Source organism: Helcobacillus massiliensis, assembly GCF_033106145.1.
GTDB classification, from domain to species: Bacteria; Actinomycetota; Actinomycetes; order Actinomycetales; family Dermabacteraceae; genus Helcobacillus; species Helcobacillus massiliensis.
On the sequence record NZ_CP136959.1, the window covers coordinates 296263 to 309011 of the forward strand.

Sequence of the window (12749 nt, forward strand, 5' to 3'; positions counted from 1 at the left end):
GGTAGGAGAGACATCATGCAGAAGCTCGATGCACTCGATGCAGCTCAGCTGCGCGACAACATCCCGGCGTTCCGCGCGGGCGACAACGTCAAGGTCCACGTGCGCGTGGTCGAGGGCAACCGCTCTCGTATCCAGGTGTTCCAGGGCTACGTCCTCGCTCGTCAGGGCGGCGGCATCCGCGAGACCTTCCGCGTCCGCAAGGTCTCCTTCGGTGTGGGCGTGGAGCGCGTGTTCCCGGTGCACGCACCGACGATCGACAAGATCGAGGTCGTGACCCGCGGTGACGTGCGCCGCGCGAAGCTGTACTACCTGCGCGGCCTCACCGGCAAGAAGGCCCGCATCCGCGAGAAGCGCGACCACAGCTGAGCACCGCTCAGTCACGTCCGGAACGGCGGCCCCTGTGGACAGTGGTCGCCGTTTCCGTCATTCTCGCCCTCCTGGCGGTGCTCGGGGTGCGGCAGTTCGTCACCGAACCGTTCCGCATTCCCTCCGAGTCGATGCAGCCCACCCTGCAGCGCGGCGATGTCATCCTCGTGGACCGCAGCACCCGGGGCACCGCAGAGCGCGGCCAGGTCGTCGTGTTCGACGGCACCGGCTACTTCTCCTCGGCCGACGGGTCCACCCACTTCTGGACGAAGCGCGTCATCGGGATCGGCGGGGACGAGGTCCAGTGCTGCAGCCCGTCAGGCGCCATCACTGTCAACGGCGACGAACTGGACGAACCCTACCTGCCGCCGGGGGTGAAGCCGTCGGCCCAGGAGTTCCACGTGAAGGTCCCGGCAGGACGGATGTTCGTCCTCGGCGACAACCGTGAGAACTCCGCTGATTCCCGCAGCCAGCTCGGCGCCCCCGGCGGCGGCATGGTGCCCGTGGAGCGGGTGCGCGGAGAAGTGCGCTGGATCGTGCTGCCCCCTGGGCGCTTCGGCGGCGCCCCCGACCTAGGATGAGACCGATGAGCACCTCACCTGAGACTTCCCCACCGGCTGCGGAGCCCGATCCCGCGCCGACCGGCCGCCGCCGTCGCGCAGCGCGCCGCGGCCTCGGCCGCACCATCCTCGACTACGCCCTCACGCTCGGCATCGCGCTGCTGATCGCCGTGCTGATCAAAACATTCGTGGTGCAGCCGTTCTACGTGCCGTCCGGGTCGATGCGCCCCACCCTGATGGAGCAGGACAAGATCCTCGTCTCGAAGTTCCACGACGACCTCAAGGACATCAACCGCGGTGACGTGGTGGTGTTCGAGGACCCGTCGGACTGGGTGGGCAGCGAGTTCCCGGAGCCGACAGGTGCCCGCGCCGGTGTGCAGAAGGCCCTCAGTGTGGTGGGTCTGATGCCGGACCCCTCGCAGCGGTTCCTCGTCAAGCGCGTCATCGGCATGCCCGGTGACACCGTGCAGTGCGAATCCACCGACGGGCCAGTGAAGGTCAACGGCGAAGAGCTCACGGAGCCGTACATCAGTCCCGATGCGGGCGCCTGCCAGGCGGAGTTCTCCGTCACCGTCCCGCAGGGCAAGTTCTGGGTGATGGGCGACAACCGCTACCGCTCCGCCGACTCCGCCTACCGCGAAGCCAGCGGCATCGACGGCTTCGTGCCCGAGGACCACCTGGTGGGCCGCGCGTTCGTCATCATGTGGCCGATCAGCTCCTGGGCATGGCTGAACGACGGCGAGAAGTCGTTCAGCGGCGTGCCGGAGCCGTCCGCCCGCGCCGACCAGGTGACGCTGCGACGCGGCGACCTCGCTGCCGCCGCCTGACATGGTCGTGGACCCCACCGCGGTCGACGAGGAGCGCCTCGCCGCGGACCTGTTCGCCGCCCACCCCGACGCGGCCCGCGCCGCCGTCATCGGTGTGGACGAAGTGGGCCGCGGAGCCCTCGCCGGCCCCGTCCTGGTGGGCGCGTTCGCGCTCATCGTCCACCGGCGGGCCGACGGGTCCGCCCGCGCCCAGGTCCTGCCGGACGGCATCCGCGACTCCAAGCAGCTCACCGCGAAGCGCCGGGCCGCCGTCAGCGCCGCCCTGCGGGCGGACGAGGACCTGATCTGGGCGACCGGGTCCGCCGCCGCGGTCGAGATCGACGAGGTCGGAATCGGCGCCGCGCTCGGCGTGGCGGCGAGGCGGGCACTGGAATCCGTCGGCCGCCGCCTAGAGGAGACGGATGCCCAGCTGCCGATCGCAGGGATCATCCTGGACGGCAACTTGGACTTCGTCACCGACGGCCTCGGCCCCGTGCCCGTGCTCGTGCGGGTGAAGGCCGATCAGGACTGCGTCAGCGCTGCCGCGGCGAGCGTGCTCGCGAAGGTGGAGAGGGACTCCCTCATGGAGGCGCTGGACCGGACGGCGCCGGCGTATGCGTGGGCGTCGAACAAGGGGTACGGATCGGCCGCACATCGCGCCGCGATCGCTGAGCACGGTCTTCACCCGGAGCACAGGTCCACCTGGAAGCTGGCGTAGGGTTGACGGCGTGAGTGCACACGATCTCGAAGAGTACGAAGCGGAGATGGAGCTCGCGCTGTATCGCGAGTACCGCGATGTGGTCAGCCTGTTCACCTACGTGGTGGAGACCGATCGCCGCTTCTACCTCGCCAACCAGGTGGACCTGCAGGTCCGCTCCGCCGGCGGGGAAGTGTTCTACGAGCTCACCCTCGCGGATGCCTGGGTGTGGGACGTGTACCGCTCCTCGCGGTTCGTCCGCTCCGTGCGCGTGGTGACGTTCAAGGACGTCAACGTCGAAGAGCTCGCGAAGCCGGACATCTCCCTGCCGTAGCAGCCGGCGGCTGAGCAGGCGCTCGGCGGCGTTCACACCACCACTTGTCCCCGGGGAGGCCGACGGGGCGGCGCGCGGACCGATGGCCGGGCACGGTGGGGTGCATGAGCATCGCAGCATTCGCCACCGGAGACCACATCGCCGCCATGAGCCCGCGGGAGATCGGCCGGCTCGGAGAGGACCTCGCCGTACGCCGCTTGGTGCGGGACGGCTGGACCATCCACGACCGCAACTTCCGCACCCGCCGCGGGGAAATCGACATCGTCGCCTCCGACGGCGACACCCTCGTGTTCGTCGAGGTGAAGACCCGCCGCCCCTCCCATGTGGGCGCCGGTGTCCACGCGGTCGATGAGAACAAGGTGCGGCGTCTGCGCACCATGGCGGGCTACTACCTGATGAACCGGGCGCCCGCGCACAGCGCGATCCGGATCGACGTCATGTCGATCGCCGTCAGCGTCCACGCCGAGCCGCGCATCGACCACATCCAGGACGTCTGCTCATGAGCGTCGCGCGCACCCTGTCGATGGCGCTGAACGGGCTGGACGGCACCGTGGTCGATGTCGAGGTGCAGCAGACTCAGGGTCTGCCCGGGATGAAGATCGTCGGCCTCGCCGGCACCGCCACCCTGCAGGCGCAGGACCGGGTACGGGCCGCCTGCCACCATGCCGGGCACCCGAAGATCAGCCAGTCGAAGTTCATCATCAACCTCACGCCCGGGTGGCTGCCGAAGAGCGGCTCCGGGTTCGACCTGCCCGTCGCCGTCGCTGTGCTCGACGCCCACGGTGTACTGCGGTCCGGCCCGCGCTCTCGGACGCTCCACATCGGGGAGCTCAGCCTGGACGGCGCGATCCTCCCGGTGCCGGGCGTGCTGCCGTCCCTCCTGGCCGCGCGCGAGGCCGGCATCACCCGCGCCGTCATCCCCGCAACGAACGCCGCGGAGGGCCGCCTCGTCCCCGACCTCGAGGTGATCGAAGCGGAGCACCTCGCCGATGTCATCGCCCTGTACGGCGGGGCGTTCACCCGCACCCGCAGCGACCGCACCGACCATGCCGCGCCTGCGCCGCGCACAGCCAAGGCACCCGTCGGTGACTTCGCGGATGTGCACGGGCAGGAGCAGGCGAAGCTCGCCGCGGAGGTCGCCGCCGCCGGCGGCCACCACCTGTCCCTCATCGGCCCGCCCGGTGCCGGCAAGACCATGATCGCTTCCCGCCTGCCGGGCATCCTGCCGCCGCTCGCCACCGCCGATGCCCTGGACCTGTCGGCGGTGCTGTCCCTCACCGGGGAGTTCGACGCCGCCGCGGGCCTGCGCCGCACCCCGCCGTTCATCAGCCCGCACCACACGGCCTCCACCGCGTCCGTCATCGGCGGCGGGTCCGGGATCGCTCGGCCCGGTGCCGTCTCCCTCGCCCACGGCGGTGTGCTGTTCCTCGACGAAGCCCCCGAGTTCCAGCGCACCGCGATGGAGGCACTGCGCGAACCCCTCGAATCAGGCGTGGTGCGGCTGCACCGTTCCCGCGGCGCCATCACCTACCCGGCGCGCTTCCAGCTCGTCATCGCCGCGAACCCCTGCCCGTGCGGACAGGCCTGGGGCAAGGGCGGCGCCTGCACCTGCTCCCCGATGGCGAAGCGCCGCTACCTCACCCGCATCTCCGGACCCATCGCCGACCGCATCGACATGCGGATCGACGTTCCACCGGTGCGCGCCATCGCCGCGGACACCGCACCTCCGGCCGAACCCAGTGCCGTGATCGCGCAGCGCGTCCGCGCGGCCCGCGAACGCCAGGCCGCCCGACTCGCCGGCACCGGGTACCACCTGAACGCCCAACTGCCCAGCAGCACCCTCTCCCGTCTGATGCCGCTGCCCGCCGCCGAGGAGGCCCTGCTGCGCCGCCTCGTGGACCGCGGTGCCCTCACTATGCGCGGGCGCGCCCGCGTCCACCGGCTCGCCTGGACCCTCGCGGACCTCGCCGACCGCAACCAGCCGACGGATGCCGATGTCGGCCACGCCCTGCAGCTTCGAGGAGAGACCCACTGATGAACGACCGAGACGCCCGCGCCGCCTGGAGCGCGCTCGCCGAACCCACCGACCCCGTTGCCCGCGCCCTCATCACCGAATTCGGGCCCGACCGGGCTCTCCAGCTCGCTCTGCAGCCGAGCGTGCACCAGCTGCATGACGCGATCCGGCACGCGGCCGAGAGCCCGTCGGCCGATGAGATCGCGGTGGAAGCCGCGGACCGCTCGGCGCTGCGGGCCCCGTCGCTGGAGATTGCGGAGCGCGCCCACCTTCGCTGGTGCGACCGCGCCGGATCCGTGCGGCTGGAGGACCTGATCGATGACGCGGACCGCGCCGGCATCGGCTTCCTCACCCCGGAGGACGACTCCTGGCCGGGAGCCGTGGAGGACCTCGGGGTCAACGCCCCGTACGGACTGTGGATGCGCGGCAGCGCCTCACCCGCGGACCTGCTGACGGCGCGGCCGACGGTCGCGATCGTCGGAGCCCGCGCCGCCACCGCCTACGGCGCCCAGGTCGCGGGGGACCTCGCTCTTGGTGCGGCGGAGCGCGGCATCACCGTGGTCTCCGGCGGCGCGTACGGCATCGACGCCGCTGCCCACCGCGGCGCCCTCAGCGCAGGCCAGTCCCTGACCTGCGCGGTCCTCGCCGGCGGCCTGGACCGGTTCTACCCGCGCGGCAACGAGGACCTGCTGCGGGCCGTGGAGCGGCACGCCCTCATCCTGTCCGAAGCGCCGATGTTCACCGCGCCCACCCGGTGGCGGTTCCTCGCCCGCAACCGCATCATCGCCGCGCTCAGTGCCGCGACCGTGGTGGTGGAGGCGGCGCTGCGCTCCGGCGCCCTGTCCACTGCGAACCGGGCTGATGACCTGTCGCGGCCCGTCGCGGCGGTGCCGGGGCCTGTCACCAGTCCCGCCAGTGCCGGCTGCCATCGTCTCGCCCGGGAGAACGGAGCCGTCCTCATCACCGACGCCGACGAACTCGCCGAACTCGTGACCTCATCACCCGCGAGTGACGGCACGGGCGTGGTCGATGAGCTGGATCTGCTCTCCGCCGCGGACCGGCGGGTGCTCGATGCGGTCCCGCCGCGCTCCGTCATCTCCTGCCGCGCCGCCGCTCGCGACTGCGGCCTGGGCGTGGATGCGGTCCAGGCGGCTCTGCAGCGCATCTCGATGCTGGGGCTGGTGGAGCTCACGGGCAGTGGGGTGCGGCGGCGGCTCTAGACTGGCGGGATGAACCGCACCGCCACCGCCCCGACCCTCGCCCCGCAGCTGCTCGCTGCGCTGAACGACCCGCAGCGACTGCAGATCGTCGGCGCGCTCGCGGGCGGGGCGAACAGGGCGGATCTCGCGGCACTGGTGGGGGAGAAGGCGCTCGCCGGGCACCTGAAGCGGCTCGCCTCCTGCGGTCTCGTCACCGACCCCGACGGCGAACCCGCCCTGGACCTGACGGCGTTCGCGACGGCTCAGCAGGGCGTGCAGACGCTGCGCATCGCGGCGCGCGGCCCGGCACCGCTGGAGCGCCCCGACATCAACGCCCTGTTCGAGGACGGTCTCGTGCGGACCCTGCCGGTGAAGCCCGCCGCCCGCGACGCTCTCCTGGAATGGATCGCGGAGCGCTTCTTCACCCGCGGCTCCTGGACCGAAGGCGAAGTGAACGCCGTCCTCGGCACCGTCGTCATCGATCACGCCACCGTTCGCCGCTTCCTCATCGACCAGGGCCGGCTGCGCCGCAGCGCCGACGGCTCCACCTACGCCCGGCCATGACCGCCCCGAAGCTGACCGACGCGCAGCAGGCCGAACTCCACGACTTCGCGCGGTACCTGCGGCTCGAACGCGGCCGCTCCGCCCACACCATCACCGGCTACCTCCGCGACGTCACCTCCCTGCTCACCTTCGCGAACGCCCTCGGCGAAGAGGTCGAGCTCGCAACCATGCGGGACTGGCTCGCGCAGCGCTCCGAGAAGGGCCAGGCTCAGGCCACGCTCGCCCGCGCCGCGGCCGCCACCCGAACCTTCACCGCGTGGCGCCTCGACACCGGCCGGGCCGACCACGACCCGGGCCGGCGACTGCGCACCCCGAAGCGAGGCCAGCACCTGCCGAGCGTGCTCACCGCCCGGCAGATGACGAACCTCCTCGACCAGCCCGCGGAGGCATCGGCCGGCGAGGACGGCGAGATCAGCGACCAGGACCGCGCCCTCGCCCAGCGCGCCACCGCGATCCTCGAGATCCTCTACTCCACCGGTCTGCGCGTCAGCGAACTCGTCGCCCTCACCCCGCGCAGCATCGACCGCGGCCAGAACACGATCCGAGTGCGCGGCAAGGGCAACAAGGAACGCGTCGTCCCCGTCGGCCGCCCCGCCCTGCGCGCCCTCGCTACGTGGATGGAGGACGGCCGACGGGTACTGGCCAGCCAGAAGACCCCCGCCGACGCCGTGTTCCTCGGCGTGCGCGGCGGCCGCATCTCCGACCGCGAAGTGCGCCGCATCGTCGCCGACGCAGGCCAAAGAACCGGCACCGGCGGCCGCATCAGCCCGCACACCCTGCGGCACAGCGCCGCCACCCACCTCGTGGAGGGCGGAGCGGACCTGCGCAGCGTGCAGGACATCCTCGGCCACTCCTCCCTGCAGACCACGCAGATCTACACGCACGTCACAGCGGAGAGGCTGCGCTCCACCATCGACCAGGCGCATCCGCGGGCCTGACCGGAACGCGCGGCGGTGCCGTCGGAGGGGCAGCTGCGGCGTGAGCGGGGACCTCAGCGCTGGAGCGGGGCAGCAGCACACTCGGGCCGCGCACCCCCAGCAGCGGCAGCGGATCCAGGTACTCCAGTTCCCGCGGCACCCCCGTCCGCTTCGCCCCCAGATGCAGGCACGGCACGTCACCGCAATGGGAGAAGCCGCCGGAGCCGTCCAGCTCGCCGATCACATCGCCCCGTCGGACCGCCTCCCCAGCGCGGCGCTGCGTGAGAACCGGTTCATACGTGGAGACCAGGCCGTTCGCGTGGCGGATCGTCACCACAGGTTTGCCGGCCACCGGTCCGGCGAAGGCGATCACGCCGTCGTCCACCGCGGTGACGGTGGGGGAGGAGGCGGTGATGTCGATGCCGCGGTGACCTGCGGAGTAGACGGTGTCCGGACGGTCGAAGAGTGAGACCACGTCGTGGTCGGGGCCGAGCGGCCACGCCCAGATCCCGTCGGCCTCGCCGCCGACTGCTGGAGCAGCGGGCACGGCAAGGCTCAGCAGGAGCGTGAGGAACAGGGTGAGAGCGCGTGCAGCAGACATGCTTCGAGGGTGCGTCGGGCCGCACGGCGGGGCAACGGTGAACACCCGGGTGTGGACAGGTGAACGTCCACACACGTGTGCGTCACAATCGCCCCGCGGGCCCTGTTGGGCGGCTGAGGCCGTGGGCTACCATGACTGCGGCACTCGTCGCAGACGGGTGACTATCGCGTGTCCATCCAGGCGACCTTCCCACCGGTCTCACCCGCATCCTCGGGGGAGCGGGCAGGGCGCCGGGCACCAGGCCGAGCGCTGCCGACCGGCAGCGTCGAATCAACCGAGAAGAGCCGCTTCTGCGCCCCCGGGGCCCAGAAGCGTAGAAAGAGAGACGACCATGGCAGTCGTTACCATGCGCCAGCTCCTGGAGAGCGGCGTCCACTTCGGTCACCAGACCCGTCGCTGGAACCCCAAGATGAAGCGCTTCATCTTCACTGAGCGCAACGGCATCTACATCATCGACCTGATGCAGTCGCTCACCTACATCGACCAGGCCTACGACTTCGTGAAGGAGACCGTCGCCCACGGCGGCACCATCCTCTTCGTCGGCACCAAGAAGCAGGCGCAGGAGACCGTGCAGGAGCAGGCCACCCGCGTCGGCATGCCCTACGTGAACCAGCGCTGGCTCGGCGGCATGCTCACCAACCTCCAGACCGTGTCCACGCGCGTGAACCGTCTGAAGGAGCTCGAGCAGATGGACTTCGAGGATGTGGCCGGCTCCGGCTACACCAAGAAGGAACTGCTCATGATGCGCCGTGAGAAGGACAAGCTGGAGAAGACCCTCGGCGGTGTCCGCGACATGGCCAAGGCACCCTCCGCTGTGTGGATCGTCGACACCAAGAAGGAGCACCTCGCCGTCGATGAGGCGCAGAAGCTCAACATCCCGGTCGTCGCCATCCTCGACACCAACGCCGACCCGGACGAGGTCCAGTACCCGATCCCGGGCAACGACGACGCCATCCGCGCCGTCACCCTCCTGACCCGCGTCATCGCCGACGCCGTCGCCGCTGGCCTCCAGCAGCGCCACGCGAAGTCCGAGGACAAGGGCGAGAAGAACGTCTCCGCTGTTGACGCCGAGCCGCTCGCCGAGTGGGAGCAGGAGCTGCTCAAGCAGTCCGAGGTCCAGCAGGACCAGGCCAAGGCCGAGGAAGCACCGAAGGCTGACGAGGCACCCGCGGCCGAGCAGGCCGAGGGCGAGAAGGCAGAGTCCTCCGAGAAGGAAGAGAACTGATCCATGGCGAACTACACCGCAGCTGACATCAAGGAGATCCGCGAGCTCACCGGCGCGGGCATGCTCGACGTCAAGAAGGCTCTCGACGAGTCCGAGGGCGACAAGCAGAAGGCCATCGAGGCCATCCGCATCAAGGGCCTGAAGGGCATCTCCAAGCGCGAGGGCCGCTCGGCCTCCGAGGGCCTCGTCGCCGCTGACATCCGCGACGTCGACGGCGGCCAGGAGGGCACCCTCGTGGAGATCAACTCCGAGACCGACTTCGTCGCCAAGAACGCCAAGTTCGTCGCACTGGGCGATGAGGCTGTGGCCGCGGCCGTCGAGTCCGGCGCCTCCACCCCGGAGGAGCTGCAGGACACCGCGTTCGGTGAGAACCTCACCAACGCCGCCGCCACCATGGGCGAGAAGATCGAGGTGCGTCGCATCGGCCGCGTCAAGGGCGAGGTCGTCACCAACTACATGCACCGCACCAACAAGGACCTCCCGCCGCAGGTGGGCGTCCTCGTGGCCTCCGACGCCGCCGGCGCCGAGGTCGCCCGCGACGTCGCGATGCACATCGCCGCCTACTCCCCGACCTACCTCACCCGTGAGGAGGTCCCCGAGGACGTCGTCGCCGACGAGCGCCGCATCGCCGAGGAGACCGCCAAGGGCGAGGGCAAGCCGGAGAAGGCGCTGCCGATGATCGTCGAGGGCCGCCTCAACGGCTTCTTCAAGGAGAACGTGCTGCTCGACCAGGCGTTCGCCAAGGACCCGAAGCAGTCCGTCGGCAAGGTCGTCGAGGCCGCTGGTGGCACCATCACCGGCTTCGTGCGCTTCCGCGTGGGCAACTGACCCGCACGGCATCCGCTGAACGCTGAAGGGCGTCTCCCCGCTGAGGGAGGCGCCCTTCGCGCGTCACGCGGGGCATCCGTCGGCCCGCGTGGGAGGGGCCGACGGGTGCCGGGCCGCACACCGGGCCGCGCCGGGCAGGAAGACTCCACCTGTGACCGGTAGGATTGACCGCAGCGCCCGTTGGCATGCCCCGCCGGGCCGTCCCGTGGCGACAGCGGAAGGACAGACATGAGCCAGGACCCCGATCCGATCACCTCGACCATGCCCGTCATCCGGGCCCAGGAGGGCAGGCGTCGCGTCCTGCTCAAACTGTCCGGTGAGGCCTTCGGCGGTGGCAGGGTCGGCGTGGACCCGGACGTGGTCTCCCGCATCGCCCGCGAGATCTCCGAAGCGGTCGCCTCCGGTGTGGAATGCGCGATCGTCGTGGGCGGCGGCAACTTCTTCCGCGGTGCCGAACTGTCCCAGCGCGGCATGGACCGCCGCCGCGCCGACTACATGGGCATGCTCGGCACCGTCATGAACTGCCTCGCACTCCAGGACTTCCTGGAGCAGGCCGGCACCTCCACCCGCGTGCAGACCGCTATCACCATGGGCCAGGTCGCGGAGCCGTACCTGCCGCTGCGGGCCGTGCGCCACCTCGAGAAGGGCCGCGTGGTCATCTTCGGCGCCGGCGCCGGCATGCCGTACTTCTCCACCGACACGGTCGCTGTGCAGCGCGCACTGGAGATCGGCTGCGAAGAGGTCCTGATGGCGAAGAACGGCGTGGACGGCGTCTACACCGCGGACCCGAAGAAGGACCCCACCGCGGAGCGCCTGGACCACCTCACCTACGAGGACGCCCTGCAGCGCGGCCTGCGGGTCGTGGACGCCACCGCCTTCAGCCTCTGCATGGACAACAAGCAGCAGATGATGGTGTTCGGCCTCGACACTCCCGGCGCCATCACCCGCGCGATGAACGGCGAACGCATCGGCACCGTCGTCACCGGCGCCTGAGACCCGCATCGACCACCCCAACACAGAAGGAACGCATCATGAGCGAAGGAATCCCCGCAATCCTCAAGGACGCCGAAGAGCGGATGAAGAAGTCCGTCGAGGTCACCCGCGACGAGTTCTCCACCATCCGCACCGGTCGCGCCAGCTCGGCGATGTTCGAAGGCATCACCGTGGACTACTACGGCGCTCCCACCCCGCTGAACCAGCTCGCCTCCCTCCAGTTCCCCGAGGCCCGCACCATCATCGTCACCCCGTACGACAAGGGCGCGATGAGCAATGTGGAGACCGCCCTGCGCGACTCCGACCTCGGCGTGAACCCCACCAACAACGGCGACAACCTGCGCGTGGTCCTGCCCGCCCTCACCGAGGAGCGCCGCAAGGAGTACACGAAGCTGGCCCGCACCAAGGCCGAGGACGGCCGCATCGCCATCCGCGGCACCCGCGGCAACGCGAAGAAGGCCATGGAGCAGCTCGTCAAGGACAAGGAGATCGGCGAGGACGAAGGCGTGCGCGGCGAGAAGGAGCTCGACGCACTCACCAAGAAGTACTCCGAGATCGTCGACCAGGCCCTCGAGGCCAAGGAGCAGGAGCTCCTCACCGTCTGATCCGTCCCGCCGCCGCGCCCCGTGCGCGGCGGCACCGTCTGCTTCGAGGAGCCACCCGCCCGTGACCACAGCGCCCGCAGCCCCGGCTGCCCCGGCCCCGTCGGCGCGCCGCAAGCGCAGCGCCGGACGGAATCTGCCCGCCGCCATCGGCGTGGGCGTGGCGCTCAGCGCCATCCTCCTGGGCGTGTTCTACCTGGTGCCGGCGCTGCTGCCCGCCCTCGTCGCGATCGCGGCGGTGCTGGCCACCCTCGAGGTGGCCCACGCGCTAGGCAGCGCCAACCTGCGCGTCCCCGCGGCGCCGCTGCTGGTGGCGGCCGTCGGCATCGTCGTGTGCACCACCGTGTACGGGGCCGACGGCATGCTGATCTCCACCGCCGCTGGCGCTGTCGTCCTGATCCTGTGGCGGGCCGTGGAGGCGACCGGGCTGATGGCGATCCGGGACGTGGTGGCGGGGATCTTCACCCTCATCTGGGTGCCGTTCCTCGGCAGCTTCACCCTCCTGCTCGCCCAGCAGCCGAGTGCCAGCCACAAGCTGATGCTCGCCCTGCTGATCCCCATCGCCTCCGACACCGGCGGCTACATCGCCGGTGTCCTGTTCGGCCGCCACCCGATGGCGCCGACCATCAGCCCGAAGAAGACTTGGGAGGGCATGGCCGGCTCCCTCCTCTTCGGCGTCGCCGGCGGCACCGCTGTGGGGGCACTGCTGCTGCCTGAGGAGCTCGGCGCCCTCTTCGGCGGCGTCTTCGGCGCCCTCATCGTGGTGATCTCCACCATCGGCGACCTCACCGAGTCCCTGCTGAAGCGCGACCTCGGCATCAAGGACATGGGCGACCTCCTGCCCGGCCACGGCGGCATCATGGACCGTCTCGACTCGATCCTGCTCGCCGTCCCGACCCTGTTCATCCTGCTGTGGATCCTGGAGGCCGTGAATGGCTGACACCCCCGACCGTCCTGCGAACCCCCGCACTGACGCAGCGCCCGGCACCGGAGCGCGCCCCACCGGCAGCGGCCTCGCCGTCCCCAAGGACCTCTCCCGCGAG

Annotated in this window: 16 protein-coding genes; 15 read left to right on the forward strand and 1 reads right to left on the reverse strand. The window is 70.7% G+C overall.

What is annotated here, in order from left to right; genetic code table 11:
- Positions 1-15: 15 nt before the first annotated feature.
- From rplS to R3I40_RS01485, 10 genes are all read left to right on the forward strand, one after another.
- Positions 16-366 (forward strand): 50S ribosomal protein L19, encoded by a 351-nt coding sequence (gene rplS, locus R3I40_RS01440; RefSeq protein ID WP_183373445.1) that lies wholly within the window; start codon positions 16-18, stop codon positions 364-366.
- Positions 367-407: 41 nt separating this feature from the next.
- Positions 408-947 carry a signal peptidase I gene (lepB, locus tag R3I40_RS01445; RefSeq protein ID WP_311199377.1) on the forward strand — a complete coding sequence of 180 codons (540 nt, stop codon included), beginning with the start codon at positions 408-410 and terminating at the stop codon, positions 945-947.
- 5 nt (positions 948-952) lie between these two features.
- Positions 953-1753, forward strand: a complete 801-nt coding sequence (lepB, locus tag R3I40_RS01450; protein ID WP_183373446.1) for a signal peptidase I — start codon at positions 953-955, stop codon at positions 1751-1753.
- A gap of 1 nt (position 1754) precedes the next feature.
- Positions 1755-2450, forward strand: a complete 696-nt coding sequence (locus tag R3I40_RS01455; protein WP_183373447.1) for a ribonuclease HII — start codon at positions 1755-1757, stop codon at positions 2448-2450.
- A gap of 10 nt (positions 2451-2460) precedes the next feature.
- A complete protein-coding gene (locus tag R3I40_RS01460; protein ID WP_183373448.1) occupies positions 2461-2763 on the forward strand; it encodes a DUF2469 domain-containing protein in 303 nt (100 codons plus the stop codon).
- Between the two features lie 104 nt (positions 2764-2867).
- On the forward strand, positions 2868-3266 hold the full coding sequence (locus R3I40_RS01465) for a YraN family protein (protein ID WP_239376328.1): 399 nt from the start codon (positions 2868-2870) through the stop codon (positions 3264-3266).
- Complete coding sequence (locus tag R3I40_RS01470; RefSeq protein WP_285262350.1) at positions 3263-4798, forward strand: YifB family Mg chelatase-like AAA ATPase; 1536 nt, start codon at positions 3263-3265, stop codon at positions 4796-4798. The genes R3I40_RS01465 and R3I40_RS01470 overlap by 4 nt, the downstream gene beginning before the upstream one ends.
- Positions 4798-5997 (forward strand): DNA-processing protein DprA, encoded by a 1200-nt coding sequence (gene dprA, locus R3I40_RS01475; protein WP_285262351.1) that lies wholly within the window; start codon positions 4798-4800, stop codon positions 5995-5997. Before R3I40_RS01470 ends, dprA begins: the two co-directional genes overlap by 1 nt.
- Positions 5998-6006: 9 nt before the next feature.
- Positions 6007-6540: a DUF2087 domain-containing protein gene (locus tag R3I40_RS01480; protein ID WP_239376324.1), complete on the forward strand. Its 534-nt coding sequence runs from the start codon at positions 6007-6009 to the stop codon at positions 6538-6540.
- A complete protein-coding gene (locus tag R3I40_RS01485) occupies positions 6537-7478 on the forward strand; it encodes a tyrosine recombinase XerC (protein ID WP_183373452.1) in 942 nt (313 codons plus the stop codon). The genes R3I40_RS01480 and R3I40_RS01485 overlap by 4 nt, the downstream gene beginning before the upstream one ends.
- Here R3I40_RS01485 and R3I40_RS01490 read toward each other — a convergent pair.
- Entirely contained in the window at positions 7426-8058 is a 633-nt protein-coding gene (locus R3I40_RS01490; RefSeq protein ID WP_285262352.1) for a murein hydrolase activator EnvC family protein, read from the reverse strand. The two genes, R3I40_RS01485 and R3I40_RS01490, sit on opposite strands and share 53 nt — an antisense overlap.
- Positions 8059-8389: 331 nt before the next feature.
- Between R3I40_RS01490 and rpsB the strand changes: the two genes are divergently transcribed.
- The 5 genes from rpsB (at position 8390) to R3I40_RS01515 (ending at position 12646) form a co-directional block, all read left to right on the forward strand.
- Positions 8390-9283 carry a 30S ribosomal protein S2 gene (gene rpsB, locus R3I40_RS01495; RefSeq protein ID WP_183373454.1) on the forward strand — a complete coding sequence of 298 codons (894 nt, stop codon included), beginning with the start codon at positions 8390-8392 and terminating at the stop codon, positions 9281-9283.
- A 3-nt stretch (positions 9284-9286) separates the two neighbouring features.
- A complete protein-coding gene (gene tsf / locus R3I40_RS01500; protein WP_285262353.1) occupies positions 9287-10111 on the forward strand; it encodes a translation elongation factor Ts in 825 nt (274 codons plus the stop codon).
- A 228-nt stretch (positions 10112-10339) separates the two neighbouring features.
- Entirely contained in the window at positions 10340-11104 is a 765-nt protein-coding gene (gene pyrH, locus R3I40_RS01505; protein ID WP_183373456.1) for a UMP kinase, read from the forward strand.
- Between the two features lie 38 nt (positions 11105-11142).
- On the forward strand, positions 11143-11709 hold the full coding sequence (gene frr / locus R3I40_RS01510) for a ribosome recycling factor (protein ID WP_183373457.1): 567 nt from the start codon (positions 11143-11145) through the stop codon (positions 11707-11709).
- Positions 11710-11770: 61 nt separating this feature from the next.
- Positions 11771-12646, forward strand: a complete 876-nt coding sequence (locus R3I40_RS01515) for a phosphatidate cytidylyltransferase (RefSeq protein WP_259923736.1) — start codon at positions 11771-11773, stop codon at positions 12644-12646.
- Positions 12647-12749: the final 103 nt, after the last annotated feature.

Coding starts and splice junctions, on each gene's coding strand:
- R3I40_RS01480 (WP_239376324.1), top strand. CDS start 6,007: ATGAACCGCACCGCCACCGCCCCGACCCTCGCCCCGCAGCTGCTCGCT.
- rpsB (WP_183373454.1), top strand. CDS start 8,390: ATGGCAGTCGTTACCATGCGCCAGCTCCTGGAGAGCGGCGTCCACTTC.
- R3I40_RS01455 (WP_183373447.1), top strand. CDS start 1,755: ATGGTCGTGGACCCCACCGCGGTCGACGAGGAGCGCCTCGCCGCGGAC.
- dprA (WP_285262351.1), top strand. CDS start 4,798: ATGAACGACCGAGACGCCCGCGCCGCCTGGAGCGCGCTCGCCGAACCC.
- frr (WP_183373457.1), top strand. CDS start 11,143: ATGAGCGAAGGAATCCCCGCAATCCTCAAGGACGCCGAAGAGCGGATG.
- tsf (WP_285262353.1), top strand. CDS start 9,287: ATGGCGAACTACACCGCAGCTGACATCAAGGAGATCCGCGAGCTCACC.
- rplS (WP_183373445.1), top strand. CDS start 16: ATGCAGAAGCTCGATGCACTCGATGCAGCTCAGCTGCGCGACAACATC.
- pyrH (WP_183373456.1), top strand. CDS start 10,340: ATGAGCCAGGACCCCGATCCGATCACCTCGACCATGCCCGTCATCCGG.
- R3I40_RS01490 (WP_285262352.1), bottom strand. CDS start 8,058: ATGTCTGCTGCACGCGCTCTCACCCTGTTCCTCACGCTCCTGCTGAGC.
- lepB (WP_183373446.1), top strand. CDS start 953: ATGAGCACCTCACCTGAGACTTCCCCACCGGCTGCGGAGCCCGATCCC.
- R3I40_RS01470 (WP_285262350.1), top strand. CDS start 3,263: ATGAGCGTCGCGCGCACCCTGTCGATGGCGCTGAACGGGCTGGACGGC.
- R3I40_RS01465 (WP_239376328.1), top strand. CDS start 2,868: ATGAGCATCGCAGCATTCGCCACCGGAGACCACATCGCCGCCATGAGC.
- R3I40_RS01485 (WP_183373452.1), top strand. CDS start 6,537: ATGACCGCCCCGAAGCTGACCGACGCGCAGCAGGCCGAACTCCACGAC.